This is a genomic window from Terriglobus sp. ADX1 (assembly GCF_036877645.1).
In the GTDB taxonomy this organism is placed as follows: Bacteria; Acidobacteriota; Terriglobia; order Terriglobales; family Acidobacteriaceae; genus Terriglobus.
On sequence record NZ_JAEDXV010000001.1, the window covers coordinates 305,810 to 325,049 of the forward strand.

The following is a 19,240-nucleotide window of genomic DNA, read 5'->3' on the forward strand; positions in this document are numbered from 1 at the left end:
TGCTGGCCGCTCAGAGACACCATAGGCATACCTCCGCCGGGGTTCGTGCTTCCTCCAACGAAAAACAAATTGTCATAGTCCTTGCTGCGTTTCGGAGCCTTGAAGGCAAAGTTTTTACGTCGATCGCACACGACCCCATAGATGGAACCGCGGTTGGAGTAGTACTTTTTTCGATATCGAATGGCGTCCAGAAATCTTCCACGACAATGTGCTTGCGAAGATCGGTCAGGCCCATACGCTCCAGCTTGGTGAAACACAACTCTTTCAGCGCCACACAATCTTCATAGGTGTAAGGCGCTTTGTCGTTGATGTATGGAATGTGAGGCAGAATCTTGATGTTGTCACAACCGGCTGGCGCCTGTGACGGATCGCTGCGCGTGGGAGCTACCAGATAGATCGTCGGGTCATCCGGCAACTTCTTCTCATGAAAAACACGATCAAAGTGCGCGGATTGATCTGCTGAATAAAAGAAGTTGTGATGGGCAAGCTGCGGATACACACGATCCAGACCCAGGTGGACCACAATGCCAGAGCAAGCAGGCTCAAACTTTTGCAGTCGCTTCAACTGTGCTGGCTTCTGCTTCAGAAGTCGTTCCGATGCAGGGATTACTTCCATGTTCGAAACAACAAAATCGGCAGGTAGTGTTTCCGTTTCGCCAGAAGAATTTCTTATCTGAACGCCTGTGACTTTCTTTCCACTGTGGTTGATGGCAAGAACCTCAGTATTCAGGCGAACCTCTACACCAAGCTCCTTTAATCGCCGTTCGAAGGCGCGAGCAAACTCATACAACCCGCCTTGTACGTACCACAAGCCAAATCCGAGCTGGATATACGGCATCAGGTTCATGAATCCAGGAGAATCGTTCGCAGACGAACCAACATACTTGATGAAGTAACCAAACATGTCGCGCAGATAGGGATTGCGTACACGCTTCGCAATTGCCCCTGACATGGAGTTAGCCCAGTCCATCTCGCGACCGCCAGTCAGTCCATAAAAACGAATGAGCTGCCAGAAACCGTCCAGTCCTTCTCTCAGATAGCCACGCTCTACAACGTCATACTGCTGGCGTGTGTATTCGCAAAAAGCAACATAATCCTGAAAGGCGGAGTCGCTGTCTGGCAGTTTCTCCAGTTCGCGACGCATATCTTCCGTTCTCTCCCATAGGTCGATCTCGGTGCCGTCTTCAAAAAAATTGCGCCACTGCGGATCGACACGGCGCATCGGAACGTAGTCTTCCAGCTTGCGTCCGTCACTTTCAAAGAGAGTGCGAAAGACCTGCGGAAGAGTGAGGATAGACGGGCCGAGATCGAACTTGAACCCATCCGTCTCCAAGACATTCATCTTGCCGCCTAGTCGTTCATTCTTTTCCAGAATCGTGACACGCAAGCCTGCCTTTGCCAATTGAATCGCTGCGGACATGCCACCGATACCAGCGCCGATCACTGCAACACTTTCCTGTGACTTCATCGTGGTTTCACCATAGTGATCTCAAGGGTCAGGTCTTTATCGCCCATCTCAAATACGCTGTCGTCAAACCGGGGCGGTCCCATGCGAGGACGAGGATTGCGACTCACTCCAACAGCTTCCCTGGGGATTCCCAGCCATCCGGAGTCAAGCTTGTGATTGCCGTTCTCATCCAGATACAGGCTGACGGCGTACCGCCCCTTCGGCAGTTCGCCAAGGTCAATGTCGTTCGTCGGAGCACCGACTGCCAGAAAGCCATGACGGAACGCCTTCGCCGTATGCTGGGGAAAGCCACTGGAGCTGTTAAAGATCGAGTAGGCAAGCTGCCCCTTGAGTCCATCCGGTATCGTCACCCTGATATGGATGTGGCCACCTTGCTGGCCCTGCGCAGCAACAATTCCCAGCAGGAGCATCGCTATTCCAAAAAATCTGGAGAAACGAGCAAATGTTTGGTGACGCAGCCGGATGATCTTTCGCAAAGCTTCATATTTGGCTGCCGTGAATGGGAACCAATTGGGCTGGTGTGGCGAGGTGGACTTGTTATACATAATGCTCTTCGTGCGACTGAACGCAAACAGACCTGCAGGCCCGTGGTACCTTCCATAGCCACTGGATTGATTTCCACCAAACGAAGCGGCTGGATTGGCAATGTTGCGGATGACGTCATTGACCGCGACATTTGCTGCACGCATCTTGGTAGCAACACGTCTTGCCTTTGCAAGATCGCTGGTCCAAATGCTGGCACCCAGTGCGAAATTGCTATCGTTGGCAAGTCCAACCACCTCAGCTTCGGTCTTGAATGGAAATACACAAAGCACAGGTCCAAAAGATTCTTCTTGCAACAAGAGCGCATCGCAGGGAACCTCGCTCAACACCAGCGGAGTTGCGCCCGAAAGGTCCGCAGAATCCGTTACGACCTCTGCTCCACGAGCAAGGGCATCTGCAATCTGGGCCTGCAAACGCTGCAAAAGCGGCTTGGAAGAAAGTGGCGCAAGGTCGTTCTCCGTACCGTCCGTCGCCTTTATGGAAAGACCAGCGATCCGTTCGGTTAGTCGGCGGAGAAATGTGGCGTAGAAACTCTGCTCCACATAAAGCCGTTTGATGCCGACACAGACCTGTCCTGAATTAGCAAATGCGCCATACAACACACCTTCGATCGAGCGCTCCAGGTTGCAGTCGCTGAAAACAATCGCAGCGTCTTTCCCACCCAATTCCATCAGAGTCGGTATTAGGAGCCGCGCCGCGCGCTCCGCCACCTGAGCCCCATTCCCACAACTCCCCGTAAAACAGACGAAATCCGGGCGAGCATCAATATAGCTGCCGGCAGTTGCAGCTTGGTCGCATGTAATCTGCAAAAGATGTTCGGGCAGTTGCGCTTCTGCAATGATTTGCCGCAGGAGATCAGAGAGTCTGGGTGCCTGCTCTGAAAGCTTGAGTACAACTGCATTACCGGCATAAAGCGCGGTAACAGCAGGGACCATGGAAAGCTGTAGAGGATAGTTAGAAGGGCCGTAGACGAGCACAACTCCGTGGGGCTCAAACCGCTCCACAAACTGAGTCGAATGGAAGAGTAACCAGTCGCGGTGAATGCCGCGCGGCGCAAGCAGTTTGTGTGCGTGGCGATGGTAATAACGCATGTGCTCCAGAGTGACGAGCACATCTCCACCCAACGCATCCAACGCAGGTTTGCCAGTGTCTTGGGTAATCGCTGTAACTAGGTCGTCCTGCTTGGCAGCCAGGGTTGCTGCCAGACGCGAAAGCGTTTGACGGCGTACATCAGGCGCCTGCTGCCACCATTCTCTGCCGGCAGCGCGGGCTGCCTCCATCATGTGAGCAGGATCCATAGATCAAACAGAACCCACAGCCAGATTTCGATAGGGAACTGCTGCGCGGTACGGAACGCGATATCGGTCGCAGATCAGGTTGGCCGCAATGCGTGCCGATTCAAAGATGGTGGGAAGGCCCGAACCGGGATGCGTACCTCCGCCTACCAGGTAGCAGTTATCGACTTCTTCAAACTTGTTATGTGGACGCAGGTAGAGCATCTGCATCCAGTTATGGCCCATGTTGAACGTCGCCCCCTGGTAAACAGACTGTTTCTTCTCCCAGTCTGCAGGGGTGATCATCACCTCTTCGACGATATGCTGTTCCAGGTCATTGAATGGAGTACGCTCCTTCAGGACTCGGAAGATACGCTCACGGTACTTCCACTTCTCTTCGTCCCAGTTAATGCCGCTCATATTGTTGGGAACGGGCACCAGCATATAAAGCGCCGAGTGGCCTGCTGGCGCGGTGAATGGATCGGTGACGACCGAATTACGAACGTATACCGAGATATCTTCTGACGCCACGAGGCGTTGTGAGATATCTTGCAGGTTTTGGTGATAATCCTTTGCGAAGACGATGGTGTGATGGTCTGTATCGGGATATGTCTTATTGACGCCGAGGTAGATCATGAGCGTCGAGCATGACCACTGCTTGCGGCTCAGAACTTCAGGCGTATATTTCCGTATCGTTCCAGGCTCAAAAAGCGTGCCCATGGCATGACCGAAATCTGCATTCAATACGACCTCGTCGTAAGAACGCTTCTCCCCGTCAGCAAGCTCCACACCAACCGCCCTGCCATTCTTCGTTAAGACGCGTTTTACCGGAGTTGACGTAAAGACCTTCGCGCCGTTTTCCCCGGCAACCCGTGAGAAAGCGTCACTGATGCGGCATAGACCACCCTGCACGTGATAAATGCCATGTGCATGTTCCGTGTAAGGAATCATCGCAAACAGGCCCGGGCAGTCCCAAGGCGACATACCCAGATATTTGGATTGAAAGGTGAAGGCGAGTCGCAATTCTTCTGACTTGAAGTAGTTCCCTAAAACGTCAAACAGGGAGCGGCCCAACGCGATGTGCGGCACAGCAGCAGCCAATGTGGTGCTCAGCATGGATGTAAGCGTTCCGTAGGGCTTTTGCAAACACGGATAGAGCTTTTCAAAACGCTCACTCTCTCGCTTAAGAAAGAGTTTGAGGGCTTCACCCTCCCCAGGAAAAACGCGATCAATCTCGGCGCGCATCGCCTCCGGTTCGGAACGAGCCAAGAGCGACTTATCTTTAAACGTAAGTCGGTACATAGGGTCGAGTTGAACGCAGTCGAGATACTGCGAAATGGATCGACCAGTTTCCTCGAACAGCTCATCGAGAAGAAACTTCATCATCAAAAAGGTGGGGCCAAGGTCAAAGCGATACGAGCCAAGCGACAATTCTGCGTTTCTACCGCCAATGACGCGCTCTTTCTCAAACACATCGACTTCAAAGCCTCGACTTGACAGCAGCATCGCTGCTGCCAGCCCTCCCGGCCCTGCCCCTATCACCGCAATCTTTTTCAACATGTGCTCACTGGGTACTTTCGTAGTGCTATTAGACAAAGAAATGGATCAGTTCATGGCCCTTGATCTGTAGCCACATCAAAGCAGAGAGCCCCAGGTGCGTAAGCGCGGGGCAGGGATGCATGCTCTTAATCGATTGAAAAATCAAGAGAGTGACGACTGTACTCGCTGTATAGATCCATAAGCCAGGTCCTTTGTCGTCGAGAAGACGGAAAGCCTGCACATCTCCCTCAACGATCTTTGCGCGCCCACTCCGGCTTAGAACATCTGAGTAGACCTGCGGCAATGTGGTGACCAGGTCACGCAACAGGTCGAATTGAATACGCAGCTTTCCAGAGAATCCAGCTTCATCCCGCATTTGTTCGCGGAAAAGCAAAAGCATTTCTTCTTCATACTGCTCACGGAAAGACTGAGGGTACAAATGTATCCACCACGAAGAAAACAGATTAGACATATTCCCCCCGCAGGATGTTCTTCTTCCGGGCTTCTCTGAGCAACGCTGCCAGGCGATCAGCTTCCGTGCAAGCTAACTTCCGGCCCATAAGGGTCAGATGATAATAGCGCCGGCGTTCGTCATCACCATCTACAGGTTCTGTATGTTTCCCTTCTGCAATGAGTCCTTCTTCCAAAAGGCTTTGCAGAGAGCTGTAGAGGGTTCCAGGCCCAAGTCTGATCTTCCCTTGCGTTTGAGACTGGACTTGTCGCATGATTCCGTACCCATGCAAGTCCTCGTCCGCCAGTGCGAGAAGTATTTGGAAGGCCGTGTTTGGAAGCGGATATAACTTCTTCTTTGGCATCGGATATCGAATAGTCGAAGATCGATATACCGGACAGCTTTGCATCTGAGCTCAAACCTGTCAAGAAGTTGCGCCCGAACTCGCCCCGCAGGGGATCCAGTTGCCGATGTCTCCGAGTGTTTGATGCTGAGAGTGTCGCGCCGTCTTCCGGCAGCTGTCCGTAGTATGGGAGGTTCAAGAGAGATTGGACTGAACGGCTTTAGCGGAGGTTGTGCGCTGGAAGTTTGAGACTTGCCACGTTCTGATAGTAAGTGATATATCAGTAATATCGACAGCTACTAGGATTGCGACCCCTCAATTGAAAACACTTGACTGGATCACACTTGGTCTCTACTTCGTGCTGATGTTGGCCGTTGGCATTGCCATTCGCAGCCGCGTGAAGAACGCACGCGATTTTTTTACAGCGGGTGGAAAGATGCCTTGGTGGTTGTCAGGCATCTCGCATCACATGTCGGGATATAGTGCGGCTGTGTTTGTGGGATATGCGGCCCTTGCTTACACCGAAGGATTCAGCCTCTACATCTGGTGGGCGTGTTCCATTGCAGTTGCGCTCATCATTGGATCAAGTGTGTTCGCTACCCGATGGGTCCGTCTGCGGCTGCACACAGGCATGATTTCTCCGCTGGAATATCTAACGGCTCGCTACGGGCACGGAACAAAGTTATGCCTGGCATGCAGTGGATCGCTGTTAAAGATTTTTGATGTAGGGGCTAAGTGGACAGCGTCTGCACTTCTGCTCCAGATGTTCGCCCATATTGACCTTCTGTGGGGCGTATTGCTTATTGGCGGGGTCACCTTGATCTATTCGGTGGTAGGCGGCCTGTGGGCAGATGCAGCGACAGACCTGAGTCAATTTGTGATTCAGTTGATCTCCGGGATCAGCATGTTTGTCGTTGTCATGAGACATCTGGGCGGCGTCGGTGCCGTTACTGGGATGTGGCGTAGCTTGCCTGCATCGCACCGGCAGTTCTTTCATGGGCAGTACACTCTGGGGTTTGCACTGACGTATCTGCTCGTGAACCTGCTCTCGTATAACGGTGGAACCTGGAGTCTTGCACAACGCTTTATGGCGTCGCCGGATGTTGCTTCCGCACGGCGATCAGCATTGCTTTCAGCCTTCCTTTACATGGTGTGGCCTCTGGTGCTGTTCTATCCCATGTGGGCTGCGCCTCTGCTGTTGCCCGGCGCGGTGCATCCCGAAGACAGCTACGCCATCCTTGCGCAGAGACTGCTTCCGCAGGGTCTCGTAGGGCTTGTACTGGCAGGACTCTTCGCACATTCCATGGCCATGACCTCTTCGGATGCAAATGCTGTATCCGCGGTGGTTGTTCGAGACATTGCTCCTTCAGTGCTGCCTGAAGCGTGGCTCGACAATGAAACGAAGCAGCTCACCGCAGGACGCATTTGTACCTTCGGTTTCCTGGCCGGCAGCATGATCATTGCACTTCTCGCCAATCACATGGGTGGGGTGCTTGGGTTAATCCTGCTCTGGTATGGTGCATTGGTCGGTCCTGTAGCCGTTCCCATGATGCTGGGGATGCTTCCAGTGTTCAAACGTTGCGGGGCATTCTCTGCAATTTCGTCCTGGATATCCGGAGTGGCCATGTTTGCTGCACTTCGTTTGTTTGTCCCATCCAGCGTGAATGGACGCTCAGGCAGCTTAATGCTGTCAATCGGCGGCCCGGTTGTTGTTTCATTAATTGTGTATATCGTGAGCGGCCTGATCAGGCCGAATGACAATCCACGCGCAGCAGCGCTCCTGCTGGAACTGCGCTAACCGGTATTGAAAGATACCTATCAGGAATGACGTACGTATGACAGTCGCCACCCCAACGCTCAACCACAACATCCATATCCTCTCGAATCCCAAGGAACTCGGAGAACTGGCCGCGTCGGACGTGGCGAAGGAATTGCGGGTGCTTCTTGCTGCGCAGTCGACGGTGCGCATGATCTTTGCCGCTGCTCCAAGCCAGAGTGAGATGTTGCATGCACTTGCGAAAGAAGCCAACATCGACTGGTCACGCGTACACGCATTTCACATGGACGAATACGTAGGCTTGCCACTTGGAGCAAAACAGCGCTTTGGAGCATGGCTGAAGCGTGAGTTCTTCGATCGTGTGCCGCTCGGTGGTGTTCATCTGATTGAGCCGGGGGATGATCCGGAATCTGTGGCGAAGCAGTATGCTGCTTCGCTCGCGGAGTCGCCTATCGACATTGTTTGCCTTGGCATTGGTATGAATGGCCATATTGCATTCAACGATCCACCTGCGGATTTTGAAGAACCCAACGATGTGCGTGTGGTGGAGCTGGAGCAGACGAGTCGCGTGCAGCAGGTTGAGGAAGGTCTTTTTCCAGCCGTGCAGGATGTGCCTAAGTTTGCTGTCACGTTATCCATCCCAAGGCTTCTACGTGCGCGTAAACTCTTCTGCTGTGTACCGGGATTTCTGAAAATGGCCGCAGTAACTCGGGCGTTTACAGGGCCGATTGAGGCGAGTTCGCCTGCATCGATTCTGCGCAAACACGAGGGTTGCACCGTGTATCTGGACGCCCAATCCGCTGCGGGACTATGGAAGAAGGATTGATTAACGAAGATGCGTTGCTACCGCGGTCGAGATCCCATTACATCGCAACACCTGGAAGTTGAGGTGGATGGTGGCGTTATCACCGAAGTGCGTCCGTGGTTGGAACCATCAGGTGATCTGTGGCTGGCACCGGGGTTGATCGACCTGCAGGTTAATGGCTACGGTGGCATCGATTTGAACGAGGATGGTTGTGACGTTGCGGCCATTGCGCGCCTGACTCGTACGCTTGCAGCCGCTGGAACCACGACGTTCTTGCCAACAATTATCACTGCTGACATTGCATCCATGTCGTCAAGGCTGCGATCAATTGTGCATGCGCGAGAAGGGAACAGAGACGTAGCGAACGCTATCCCATGCATCCATGTGGAAGGTCCCTATATCTCTCCTGAGGATGGCTATCGTGGAGCGCATCCTGTTGCAGATGTTCGGCCGCCTTCTCTTGAAGAATTTGATGCACTGCAGTCCGCAGCCGATGGACTGATCGGTTTAGTCACGTTATCTCCACATTGGCCTGGTATAGAGGAGTTTATTCACGCTCTTAGAGCGCGGGGTGTTGTGGTGTCGCTTGGGCATACGCATGCGTCACCAGACGAGATTCATCGCGCTGTAGATGCTGGAGCGACGCTTTCAACACATCTGGGCAATGGCATTGCTGCAATGTTGCCACGTCATAGCAATCCCATCTGGACGCAGCTTGCGGAAGATCGACTTACCGCGGCCCTCATCGCCGATGGTGCGCATCTTCCCGCGGATACGCTTCGCGTCATGCTGCGTGCCAAGGGAGTCGAACGCTCAGTCCTTGTATCGGACTCTGTCGCTCTCGGAGGAATTACTCCAGGTCACTATCACTCGCACATTGGTGGAGATGTCACGGTTTACGCGGATGGCAGCATTCGCATGCGCGAGAGTGGATTGCTTGCAGGTTCGGGTATCACATTAAACGATGCGGTCGCTCGTGCGCCCATGATGAGCGGTTGCACGCTAGGCCAAGCGATCCGTATGGCCACAAGCAATCCAGCAGACGTACTAGCCCTCAAGACGGGCCGCATTGCTGTAGGTGCTCCTGCTGATCTCCTGCTCTTTCATTGGAAGCATGGTGACACCTCGCTGCAGATACAAGAGGTCGTACGCGGCGAATAACTTGCCTGAATTAGCCAACCATGTATACAGGGATCATCATAAGTATGGCGCTTCTTTGATGCGTCCTACTTCCGCTTTGTAGATTTCTTAACAGGCGTAGCTTTCTTAACGGCGCGTCGCTTTGCAGGTGTGGGCGGATGTGGTGCAGGCTCCCGTCCAAGACGGCCAATAGGAGGCAGGCTGATGCTGAAGCGTCTTGCAATGGCTTCCTGAATCTCGCTCATGCCTGAGCGAATGTGGTTGCCCATAGCAAGTGCGGCTGCGTCGGGGTTTTTGCCTACAAGTACTTCCGCAAGCTCCGTGTGCCAACCGGCGGGCATAGACGATTCCGCATTGATGTCGAACAGCCAATTGAAAACCAGAAGCTGGTTCTTCTCAAGCATTTCGCACAGCAGGCTGCTGCCTGCCCAATGTGCGATTTGCATGTGGAACTGCAAGTGGAACGATTGGAATGCATACTGAGCGCTGGGATCCGGAGAGACTCGTGCAGCTTCTTCATCTAACCGAATAGCCATATCGGTTAATCCGCGGCGTTCCAGCTGGCTTGCACGTTCGCAGAACAATCGAGCCGACTGCGTCTCCAATGCTTCGCGGATGATATAGCGCTCGCGAATGTCATTCGGTGTAGGGATGCGGACACGCGTACCCACGCGTGGCCTGCTCTCCACGAGTCCCTCACTCTCAAGCCTTTGCATCGCTTCTGTGACAGGCAAGAAACTCATGCCGAGTTCTTCCGCTAGCTGTCGGCGAGACAAGACGCCGCCCATGGGAATCTGGCCGCGCAGAATCTTCTCGCGGATCTGGAGATACGCCTCGTGCGAAAGACTGGCACCGAATGGGACGTGGTCTGTGTGAGACATGCGTTTCTTACTCAGTTTAATGCCTGATTACGGCGTGATAACGAAGTTGAACAAAAAGCCCGCATCTTTCAGTTGACATGAAGTATGCCAACTGATATTTCAGTAAATATCACATAATTGTAAACGCAAATTCTTCTTTCAACGGGAGCATCCATGCATACCAAGACGTCTCTGACGATCACAGCTGCGGCAGTTCTGATGAACGCGGCATTTGGCCAGGTTACAAATACAACTGCGGTCGGTGTGGTGACGGACGCGTCCGGGGCTGCCGTTGCGAATGCTGCTGTTGTATTGGTCGATACAGACCGCAATCAGTCATACTCTGCAACATCCAATGCGCAGGGTGAGTTCCGCATCAACCTTCTACCCGCGGGACACTATCAACTGACCGTAACCGCTGCCGGATTTAAGAAGCAGGTGCAGCAGGGCATTACGTTATCCGCGGGTGTTCCCGCTACTCTGGATACCTCTCTCCAGGTTGGCGAAACCAGTGAGCAGATCGACGTCACAGCGACTGTTGCAACGGTGAACACGGCAAGCGCTGAGATCGGCACGACGATTGAACGTCGCCAGATCACGGAACTCCCTCTCGTGGACCGCAATCCGTATACGTTGCTCGACATCACGCCGGGTGTGCAGTCCAACGCGAACTCCATCGTGCTGGGGTATCCCGAGCAGCGTACAAAGATCAACGGTGGCGTTGATGCAGGTACCGGCTCTGTCAGCTATTACCTTGACGGCGCCACCAACATGACCTCGTTGCGCAACACCGGCAACATCGTTCCTAACCCCGACTCCACCCAGGAGTTCCGTGTTCAGACGAGTGGCTACAGTGCGGATCAGGGCCGCTTTGCCAGTGGTGTGATCAACGTGGTGACACGCTCCGGCACCAACGCATTTCACGGCTCTGTGTTTGAGTTCTTCCGTAACGATGCACTCAAAGCGCGCGACTGGGGATCGTCTTCGTTGCCCAAAGCGCCACTGACACGCAATCAGTTCGGAGCCACATTAGGTGGTCCCATTCGTAAAGACAGGATTTTCTTCTTCGGCTCGTATGGTGGATTGCGGCAAAGCACCAGCAGCTTTCTCACAGGTGCCATTGTTCCCACTGCTGCGGAGCGTAATGGCGACTTCTCTGCGGACCCGACGTCGTCCTATCCGATTGATCCTCTCACCGGCACATTCTTTACCTGTAACGGCGTAGCCGGAGTGATCTGTTCCAACCGTCAGGATGTCGTTGCGCGCAAGATCATCGACCAATACATTCCGCAGGCAAACTCTGGAACACACGCCTGGCGTGGATACGTTCCAACGCAGTACACCACAGACGAATTCCTTGCCAAGATCGATGCCACACTAAGCGAGCGCAATAAGTTGCTGGTGGAATACTTCAACACAAGCGGCAATACGAACCTTCCATCCGGTGGTCCAAACATTCCGTGGTCGAACATTCTGTATCAGTGGCGTCAGCAGAACGCGATCACCAGCTTGACCACGATCATCTCGCCCTCGGCAGTCAATCAGGTATGGCTTGCATACACAAGAAATCTGGCTGCACGTCTGAATACGCCTGCAACCTCGCTTGGAGACCTTGGCAGCACGTACACCATTCAGGGGCCCAAAGCGCTTCCGTCGATTGGTGTCACAGGATACTTCAGTCTCGCTGTAGGAATTGCGGGACCAGAAGCCGGTACTAATTTCTATTCTGTACGCGACCTTGTCACTCTGACCCATGGCAAACACACACTACGCCTGGGCGGTGAGTTCTCGCTGGATAAAGACGTTCAGGTTGCGACGCAACCGAACTACGGAACATTCACCTTCAACTCCACACTTACTTCCGGAACCACAGCAGCGCCGGGAACAGGTGTCAGTACAAAGTACGCGGGCAATGCTCTTGCCAGTTTCATCATTGGGTCTCCGGCATCCGTTGTTCAGGCATCACCAACGTATGGTTTTACAAACAGCTTTAATACAGCATTGTTTGTACAGGACGACTACCGCATTCTGCGAGAACTGACACTCAACCTAGGACTTCGTTGGGATGTACAAACACCACCAACGGATCCGCAGAACAAGAACACCACATATGTTCCGGGAGCCAAGTCAACCGTATATGCCAATGCGCCAGCGGGGCAGCTGTTTCCTGGCGATGCTGGCGTAACTCGTGGCATTGTGCCCGTGCGTTACACACATGTCTCTCCACGCTTCGGTTTTGCGTATGATCCCAGCGGGCACGGAGCTACATCTATTCGTGGCGGCTTCGGTATGTACTTTGGCAGCGTGTCGGGCAATGAGTGGAACATCCCACAGAACTATCAGCCCTTCGCACTCAGCTACAGCTATCCCAATGCTGGCGTAATCACGGGCGCAACGCTCGCCAACCCATACCGCACAAATACGACCGGCAACATTGCAAATCCATTCCCATTCACGTTCGGTTTTGTAACCGGTGCACAGGCATCTGGCATTGGCCTGAACTTCAAGTGGCCCTATACCTACCAGTACAACCTGTCTGTGCAGCAGCAATTGACCAGCAGCCTTGGCATTCAGGTTGCCTATGTCGGATCGCGTGGAAAGCACCTGCCATATGGTCCTGACGTGAATGCACCCGTGCCGAACGCAACCGCAACCACCACCGCAGCCAACGTGTTGTCACGCCGTCCCAACCCGGTCTATGGTGCTGTGAACCTTATCGACTCAACACAGAGCGCCTACTACGACGCATTTCAAACGGAAGTGCATGAACGCCTGAGCACTGCTCTGAGTCTCTATGGCTATTACACCTGGAGCAAGACAATTGATTCTGTAGATCTGGGCAGCACAACGAGTTTCTCTGGCGCACAGGACAACCGTAATCTGCGCGCAGAGCGTGCCCGCGCCTCGGACGACCTGCGACACATGGCCTCGGTTGCTATCGTGTGGCAGCCCACCGGGTACAGTGGCGACCGTCGTCTCCTGCGGGCAACGCTGAATGGCTGGCAAATATCCACCATTGCCAAGTTGCGTAGCGGCACTCCCTTCACGGTGCTGAATGGCGTGGATGCCAACCTCGATGGCAGCAGCACGTATGACCGTGCTCAACTTGTCGGCAACTACAATCTCTCCAATCGCACCGTGAGCCAATGGTTCAACACCGCCGCGTTCGCGCAAAATCCTGCTGTGACGGGTGCAGCTGTGGATGGCAATTCATCGCGCAACATGATGACAGGGCCGTTCTATAAAGATGTGGATCTGTCACTGATGCGTCAGTTCCATGTCTTCCGCGAGAGCAACCTGCAGGTTCGTGCGGATGGCACCAATGCATTCAATCTGACAACCTACAGCACGCCGGGAGCAACTGTGGGATCGGCTAGCTTTGGCAAGATCACATCCGCTGCAGCAACGCGAGTGCTGCAGTTGGGCGCTAAACTGATCTTCTAAAAAACACCACAGTGGAGAAGCGTGATGGGATGCATTGAGGGCCATAGTCGTAACGACAGATTGGTAAGACTATGGCTCTTCATCGTCGCCATTCTTCTCCTGCATCCCGTTCAGCTAGAGGCGCAGTCGCAGGACTTGCGGCTGGCTCTGCTTGGTACAGACTCCACACACGCCGTGGAGTTCACACGCATATTGAATGGCACAGGAGAAAAAGATCACGTGCCCGGCGCACGGATCACTGTTGCATATCGCGGCGGCAGTTCTCTTGCAATTAGCCATGACCGCATCGAGAAGCTTTCAACCACAGTGCAGACCACGTGGAAGATTCCGTTCGTATCGTCCATCGCTGAGCTTTGCCCCAACATTGACGGCATCCTGCTGCTAAGCGTGGATGCTCGTCTGCGCCTGCAGGAGCTTCGTGAAGCCGCGCGTTGCGGCAAGCCCATCTTCATTGACAAGCCATTGGCAGGGTCGTTGGAAGATGCGCAGGCGATTGCGGCCCTGCTGGATCAGCAGCACATCCCTTGGTTCAGCACATCTTCCATTCGCTACGGATGTGATCCACGCCCGGAACACCTGCTCGGTGTGGAAACATGGGGACCAGCGCACTACATTGAAGAGTTCCCGCTGGATCTTACCTACTACGGCATCCATTCCATCGAGAGTCTGTATCGATTGATGGGGCCAGGAGTTGCGCAGGTCACTCAAACCCGTTCCGGTAAGGCTGATGTGATCGTTGCAACGTGGAGCGATGGGAGTGTCGGAACTGTCCGCTTGATGGAAGACAGTACTACCTATGGTGCCGTGCTGTATCGCGAGGGCGGCCACGCAGAGATGATCTCGACCAATGTTGGCTACGCACCACAAGTCGCGGATATCGTCCGCTTCATGCGCGAGAAGACGCCGTCCGTTGCTGAGTCTGAGACTCTGGAGATCTTCGCGTTCATGCAGGCTGCACAGCAAAGCCTGCAGCAGGGAAGCATCCCTGTAAAGCTGGTTCAGCACTAAGACTCTCAGTCTGAAGTTCTAGCCTGTGACCGCTTGCATCAGTGATGGATCAAGTGGCAACGCAACCTGCTGTCCTGTGACGGCGGACAGTTGAGCGGCCCATCCAATCTCGGCAATGATTGAGGAATGCTGAAGGCTAAGGGGAGAGGTCTTCATTGCCCTCACACTCGCCAGAAAGCAATCGATTGCGTCATCCAGCCCATGCGTCAGAACATCTCCGCTATCCGGTAAGGTCATGTTGGAAGGCCACGCATGCGTTGTGTCTGTTCCGACTGCAAGCGGCCAGATGGTTTGGCCATCCTCTACGTTCTGAGAGACGAAACGCACCTTCTGCTCATGTGGCCGCGCAGAGTCAAACGTGAACGAGCCCGCTGTGCCTGTGACGTTGTGGTACAGATCGTATCCGGCGTTGAAGTCGATGTTGCCAAAACAAAATGCTGTGCCACCACCACTAAAACGGATCAGGATGTTCCAGATCGGGTCGGGTTCGAAGTTTCGTACGCGAGCACGATCTGAGAATGCAAACACGGAGACGGGATGTTGGCCGTTGGCTGCGTAGATCCATGTGATGAGGCTGATGGCGTGACTAATACCCATGGAGATAGCATCGCCCATCGCGGCTTTCGTTAGCTTCCATGCTCTGCCGCCACTGGTGTTGATGGGATGGCGGTAGTTGATCTGGACCTGTGTCAGATCGCCAAAGACACCCTCCCGAACCATCTGAAGAAGCTTCTGTTCCATGGGATTGAAATAGAGAACGAAGTCCACAAAGGAGATGAGGTGCGGGCTCTCTGAAGCAAGTCTCTGCAGTTCCACATCGTCACGGTACGAAATAGCTGTCGGCTTTTCGCAGAAAAGATGCTTTCCAGCCTTGAGGGCGGCAATGGCTTGCGGACCGTGATGCTGATTTGGGGATGCAAGCCACACCGCATCAATCTCGCGGTCCAGTAACGCTTCATAGGACCTGCAGTTGCAGTCTGCTGGCAAACCAAGCTCATGCAGAAGGGAAGCGGTGCACTCATAGTCGCGTCCATGTACTGCGGATACCAGTACATCCGTCCTCTTGTGCAGCTTCTGCAACTGCACGCGGCCAATCCATCCGGGGCCAACAAATCCAATGCGTAACCGGTTATCCATTCCGCTGATCCATAGTCGTAAGCAGTTGCTTACAGTGTGGGTTCCCATCCCGGCTCGTAGCTACGTTTCCATAGAGCCATCGCTTCCGAATCGTTCCGCACATGCCCCGTGGTGGGATCGACTTTCAAGCTCCTGTCCGTGAAGTAGGCAATGTTCGCCAGCTGTAGCGCGGTGATAGAAATATTGATTTCACTGATTGCGGAGTGCAAGGGTTCGCCATTACGTATGCCTGCCACCAGATTGGCGAAATGCAGGTTGGTCATCTCGTCCTGGCTCAACAAATCGCTGCTGCTAGCGGCCTTCTTCAGTTGATACTGATCGGTCTTGTTGCCCTTCCAGTCATAGACTTCGTAGCCATCGGCTGCGAGGACCACAGAGCCGCGTTCACCTTGGATAAGAGCGCCGCGGTCACGTCCGTAAAGCTTCATCCCTTGATCACTTCTGCCATTCCAGTTCAGAACCTTGTCGTCGTACTGAAAGCTCACGTTGAGTGTGTCGTAAAACTCCCAATCGTCGTGAAACTGGTATCGTCCCCCAATCGCATTCACCCCCTTCGGCATGGCCACATCCAACGCCCACCGGCACACATCCGTCTCATGCGTGCCATTGTTCAAGGCCTCGCCTGTGCCGTAGCGCCGCAGCCAATGCCAGTTGTACGGGTGGATATTGTCTTTGTAGGCAGAGCGCGGAGCAGGCCCCTGCCATAGCTCCCAGTCGAGTTCTGCAGGCACGGCAACTACTTTGCCCACTCCCATGGATGCGCGCGTGTTGGAATACCACGCAGTGGCCGCATAAGTACGGCCAAGCAGGCCCTGATGAATCTTCTCAATCATCATGCGCTCATGAGTACAGGAACGATGCTGATTTCCCACTTGAACGAGCTTGCCGTATTTCTTCTGTGCCGCAACCAGCAACTCACCTTCGCGTGGATTATGGCTCGAAGGCTTCTCAACATACACATGCTTGTGCGCTTTAAGCGCAAGGATAGCCATGGGAGCATGCCAGTGGTCCGGCGTGGCAATCGTGACCACGTCTACATCTCGTGCCGCTAAGACCTCGCGAAAATCTTTTGTAGTGGCTGACGAGTATCCAAGTGCGTGCGACGCTTTTTGTGCAAAGGCGTTGAGATTCCGGCTATCCACATCACACAGGTGTGTCACCCGTGTGGTTGCAGCGTTGGCTTGCAATCCTGACAGGTGAGCAAGCGCCCGGGAATTCGTGCCAACAATTGCAACATTGAGTCGGTCATTCGCCCCAAGGATGCTGCCATAGCTTTTCGCGTGTGCGAACAGGGCAGTGCTGGCAGCCGTCATCACGGTGCCACTGATAAGAGACCTTCTGGAAATCATTGTGACCGTCCCGATGCGGCGCTAAGCCTGATAGCCGCGTATGCCTCGCAGACTACATGCAAGCGCTTGCATAAAGCAATCACAAAACACATCCAGTCGACATTCGGAGTGTTTCTTAGTCGATGCGTGCGGGGCCGGTGGTTCCTCGGGCAACCAGCCAGGTGTCCAGGACTGACCGGATGTCGTCTCCGCCTTCGTCATTCAGCGATTTGTGAAGAAGCTCAAAGGCCAACCTACCAGCTTCGTCGCAGCGGGCTGAGACGCTGGTTAACGCGGGATAGGTTGAAGCTCCCAGCACATCATCACACCCGATCACACTCAAAGCGCGTGGGACATCGATCCCTCGCTCCGCAAGACCTGCCAGCAGACCGTGCGCGACAGAATCATCAAAGGTGATCACGGCGGTCACACGTTTGAGTGCAAGAACCTTCTCTGTGATCTCTCGGCCAGACTCAAAGTCCGGGTGTCCGATAGGCAATGTGCGCAACCGAAGCTTGTGTTTTGCGCAGGACTTCTCCACGGCGTATTCGCGCTGCTGATTCGACCATGAAGCGGCGGGCCCGCTCACATACGCAATGTTCTTATGTCCCAGTTGTGAGAGATGCTCAACCGCAGCGCCAATTCCCTTGGCAGGATCAATCAGGACTCGGGGCAGTCCCGGGATATCGCGATTGATCAGAACAACAGGCTGCCGTTCTCCAAGCTCAACAATCTTCCGGTTAGTCATACGTGACGACGCAAGAATGAAACCCTCTACCTGCATCGTTAGTTTGCCGATCAAACGCGCTTCTCGAGTGGAGTTTTCATCCGAGTCTCCGAGGAAAACGCTATACCCGGCTGCATCTGCGGCCGCTTGGGCTGCGCGTAACAATGGTGGGAAAAAGGGATTGGCAATGTCCGGCAGAACGATCGCAATGTTCCCCTGGCGACCAGTGCTCAGTGCGCGGGCTGCGGGATTCGGTTGGTAGCCCAGTTGATCGGCGAGCTTCCGCACGAGTGCCACTGTTTCCGGGCGCAGCATATGTGGGCGGCTGAACGCGCGCGATACCGTCGCGGTGGAGATCCCAGCGGCTCTTGCCACATCGTCAATGATGATCGCCGCGTTAGACCGTCTTGGAGTCATGAGGTGAAGCGGTATCTATCCCTTGCCGTAGTTCGCCTCGATGAGACGCTGCAAATACACCTTTGAAGCCAGAATGTCAGCAGTCTGCTGCGGTCCTGAAATCTCGCGCTCAATGGTGATGGTGCGTCTGTAGTTTACTGCGTGCAGCCGTCGGAACAGTTCTGGAAAGTCGACTCTGCCTTTTCCAATTGCCACTTCTTCGCCCAGCGTGTGTGGATTCGTTGGAAACAGCCCGTCTTTCATATGTGTTCCACGCACGTATTTCCCGATCACATCCATCGCATCGACCGGGTTACCTTTGCCATACAGGATGAGATTGGCTGTATCCAGGTTGACGAACAGGTTCCCGGTTCCCACGTCCTGAATCGTGCGCAGAAGAGTAATGGGAGTTTCTTCACCCGTCTCCGCCAGCAGCATTACACCCTTCGACTTGCAGTGCTCCGTTACCTCACGAATTGCCGCAACAGCGACTTCATACTCTGAGCTTGTTGGGTCTTCCGGGATGAAGCCGAGGTGCGTATGGATTGCATCTACGCCACAGGCATTCGCGAAATCCGCAGCAAGCTTGAGCGCGGTAATGCGTTCTTTACGATATAAAGATGGGACAAGACCGATGGTGGCGGGTCCCCGATCAAAGTCAAACACGCGTGGTCCGGGGTTATGCTCGCTCACCGCGGATACCGTGACGCCATATGTCTTAAGCGCCGCCTGCAACGGTTTCACCTGGCCAAGGTTGAGGTTGTCAAAGTAGATCTGGCACGTCGGGAACCCCAGTTGTTTCACGTGCTTAATCGTCTCTTCCGCAGTGCCTTTATCAACGACCTTAGCGACCATACCCAGTTGTGGAATGGCTGCGCTGGTTGATTGGGCAAGTGTCGGCAGGGAGGCAGCAGCAAGACTGGCGACGCCTAGTCTCAAGAAATCGCGGCGATCCAACAATGTCATAGCGGGTGTTCTCCGTTTGTGGGAAGTGTAGCAT

General features: G+C 54.1%; 15 protein-coding genes. 5 read left to right on the forward strand and 10 right to left on the reverse strand.

Going from position 1 to position 19,240, the window contains the following annotated elements; all coding sequences use genetic code 11:
• Positions 1–10 precede the first annotated feature (10 nt).
• The 5 genes from JAO32_RS01400 to JAO32_RS01420 all read right to left on the reverse strand — a co-directional run bounded on the left by JAO32_RS01400 (position 11) and on the right by JAO32_RS01420 (position 5,639).
• A complete protein-coding gene (locus tag JAO32_RS01400; RefSeq protein ID WP_334236759.1) occupies positions 11–1,468 on the reverse strand; it encodes a phytoene desaturase family protein in 1,458 nt (485 codons plus the stop codon).
• Positions 1,465–3,294, reverse strand: a complete 1,830-nt coding sequence (locus JAO32_RS01405; protein ID WP_334236760.1) for an aldehyde dehydrogenase family protein — start codon at positions 3,292–3,294, stop codon at positions 1,465–1,467. Before JAO32_RS01405 ends, JAO32_RS01400 begins: the two co-directional genes overlap by 4 nt.
• Before the next feature lie 18 nt (positions 3,295–3,312).
• Entirely contained in the window at positions 3,313–4,845 is a 1,533-nt protein-coding gene (locus JAO32_RS01410) for a phytoene desaturase family protein (protein ID WP_334236761.1), read from the reverse strand.
• A 28-nt stretch (positions 4,846–4,873) separates the two neighbouring features.
• Complete coding sequence (locus JAO32_RS01415; RefSeq protein ID WP_334236762.1) at positions 4,874–5,224, reverse strand: hypothetical protein; 351 nt, start codon at positions 5,222–5,224, stop codon at positions 4,874–4,876.
• A 64-nt stretch (positions 5,225–5,288) separates the two neighbouring features.
• The gene (locus JAO32_RS01420) at positions 5,289–5,639 is read right to left on the reverse strand and encodes a PadR family transcriptional regulator (protein WP_334236763.1); all 351 of its coding nucleotides are present in this window, start codon (positions 5,637–5,639) and stop codon (positions 5,289–5,291) included.
• 298 nt (positions 5,640–5,937) lie between these two features.
• On the opposite strand from JAO32_RS01420, the gene JAO32_RS01425 reads away from it, so the two are divergent.
• Genes JAO32_RS01425 through JAO32_RS01435 form a run of 3 tightly spaced genes read left to right on the forward strand, consistent with a single transcriptional unit; the run spans position 5,938 to position 9,361 of the window.
• Positions 5,938–7,416: a sodium:solute symporter family protein gene (locus tag JAO32_RS01425; protein WP_334236764.1), complete on the forward strand. Its 1,479-nt coding sequence runs from the start codon at positions 5,938–5,940 to the stop codon at positions 7,414–7,416.
• A gap of 37 nt (positions 7,417–7,453) precedes the next feature.
• Positions 7,454–8,221, forward strand: a complete 768-nt coding sequence (locus JAO32_RS01430) for a 6-phosphogluconolactonase (protein WP_334236765.1) — start codon at positions 7,454–7,456, stop codon at positions 8,219–8,221.
• Positions 8,222–8,230: 9 nt separating this feature from the next.
• Positions 8,231–9,361, forward strand: coding sequence for an N-acetylglucosamine-6-phosphate deacetylase (locus tag JAO32_RS01435; protein WP_334236766.1), 1,131 nt, complete (start codon positions 8,231–8,233; stop codon positions 9,359–9,361).
• A gap of 65 nt (positions 9,362–9,426) precedes the next feature.
• On the opposite strand, the gene JAO32_RS01440 is transcribed toward JAO32_RS01435, so the two are convergent.
• Positions 9,427–10,221, reverse strand: coding sequence for a GntR family transcriptional regulator (locus tag JAO32_RS01440; protein WP_334236767.1), 795 nt, complete (start codon positions 10,219–10,221; stop codon positions 9,427–9,429).
• A 153-nt stretch (positions 10,222–10,374) separates the two neighbouring features.
• On the opposite strand from JAO32_RS01440, the gene JAO32_RS01445 reads away from it, so the two are divergent.
• Both JAO32_RS01445 and JAO32_RS01450 read left to right on the forward strand, forming a co-directional pair.
• Positions 10,375–13,644, forward strand: coding sequence for a TonB-dependent receptor (locus tag JAO32_RS01445; protein WP_334236768.1), 3,270 nt, complete (start codon positions 10,375–10,377; stop codon positions 13,642–13,644).
• 24 nt (positions 13,645–13,668) lie between these two features.
• Positions 13,669–14,652, forward strand: a complete 984-nt coding sequence (locus tag JAO32_RS01450; protein WP_334236769.1) for a Gfo/Idh/MocA family oxidoreductase — start codon at positions 13,669–13,671, stop codon at positions 14,650–14,652.
• Positions 14,653–14,670: 18 nt separating this feature from the next.
• Here JAO32_RS01450 and JAO32_RS01455 read toward each other — a convergent pair whose 3' ends face one another.
• The 4 genes from JAO32_RS01455 to JAO32_RS01470 all read right to left on the reverse strand — a co-directional run bounded on the left by JAO32_RS01455 (position 14,671) and on the right by JAO32_RS01470 (position 19,206).
• A complete protein-coding gene (locus tag JAO32_RS01455) occupies positions 14,671–15,789 on the reverse strand; it encodes a Gfo/Idh/MocA family protein (RefSeq protein WP_334236770.1) in 1,119 nt (372 codons plus the stop codon).
• Positions 15,790–15,818: 29 nt separating this feature from the next.
• Complete coding sequence (locus JAO32_RS01460; RefSeq protein ID WP_334236771.1) at positions 15,819–17,138, reverse strand: Gfo/Idh/MocA family protein; 1,320 nt, start codon at positions 17,136–17,138, stop codon at positions 15,819–15,821.
• A 115-nt stretch (positions 17,139–17,253) separates the two neighbouring features.
• Positions 17,254–18,261 (reverse strand): LacI family DNA-binding transcriptional regulator, encoded by a 1,008-nt coding sequence (locus JAO32_RS01465; protein ID WP_334236772.1) that lies wholly within the window; start codon positions 18,259–18,261, stop codon positions 17,254–17,256.
• Positions 18,262–18,276: 15 nt separating this feature from the next.
• On the reverse strand, positions 18,277–19,206 hold the full coding sequence (locus tag JAO32_RS01470) for a sugar phosphate isomerase/epimerase family protein (RefSeq protein ID WP_334236773.1): 930 nt from the start codon (positions 19,204–19,206) through the stop codon (positions 18,277–18,279).
• Between the last annotated feature and the right edge of the window lie 34 nt (positions 19,207–19,240).

Excerpts from the sequence above, each read along its gene's own strand:
- JAO32_RS01445 (WP_334236768.1), top strand. The coding sequence starts at position 10,375 with ATGCATACCAAGACGTCTCTGACGATCACAGCTGCGGCAGTTCTGATG.
- JAO32_RS01450 (WP_334236769.1), top strand. The coding sequence starts at position 13,669 with ATGGGATGCATTGAGGGCCATAGTCGTAACGACAGATTGGTAAGACTA.
- JAO32_RS01455 (WP_334236770.1), bottom strand. The coding sequence starts at position 15,789 with ATGGATAACCGGTTACGCATTGGATTTGTTGGCCCCGGATGGATTGGC.
- JAO32_RS01400 (WP_334236759.1), bottom strand. The coding sequence starts at position 1,468 with ATGAAGTCACAGGAAAGTGTTGCAGTGATCGGCGCTGGTATCGGTGGC.
- JAO32_RS01410 (WP_334236761.1), bottom strand. The coding sequence starts at position 4,845 with ATGTTGAAAAAGATTGCGGTGATAGGGGCAGGGCCGGGAGGGCTGGCA.
- JAO32_RS01440 (WP_334236767.1), bottom strand. The coding sequence starts at position 10,221 with ATGTCTCACACAGACCACGTCCCATTCGGTGCCAGTCTTTCGCACGAG.
- JAO32_RS01465 (WP_334236772.1), bottom strand. The coding sequence starts at position 18,261 with ATGACTCCAAGACGGTCTAACGCGGCGATCATCATTGACGATGTGGCA.
- JAO32_RS01435 (WP_334236766.1), top strand. The coding sequence starts at position 8,231 with ATGCGTTGCTACCGCGGTCGAGATCCCATTACATCGCAACACCTGGAA.
- JAO32_RS01470 (WP_334236773.1), bottom strand. The coding sequence starts at position 19,206 with ATGACATTGTTGGATCGCCGCGATTTCTTGAGACTAGGCGTCGCCAGT.
- JAO32_RS01415 (WP_334236762.1), bottom strand. The coding sequence starts at position 5,224 with ATGCTTTTGCTTTTCCGCGAACAAATGCGGGATGAAGCTGGATTCTCT.
- JAO32_RS01430 (WP_334236765.1), top strand. The coding sequence starts at position 7,454 with ATGACAGTCGCCACCCCAACGCTCAACCACAACATCCATATCCTCTCG.
- JAO32_RS01420 (WP_334236763.1), bottom strand. The coding sequence starts at position 5,639 with ATGCCAAAGAAGAAGTTATATCCGCTTCCAAACACGGCCTTCCAAATA.
- JAO32_RS01460 (WP_334236771.1), bottom strand. The coding sequence starts at position 17,138 with ATGATTTCCAGAAGGTCTCTTATCAGTGGCACCGTGATGACGGCTGCC.
- JAO32_RS01405 (WP_334236760.1), bottom strand. The coding sequence starts at position 3,294 with ATGATGGAGGCAGCCCGCGCTGCCGGCAGAGAATGGTGGCAGCAGGCG.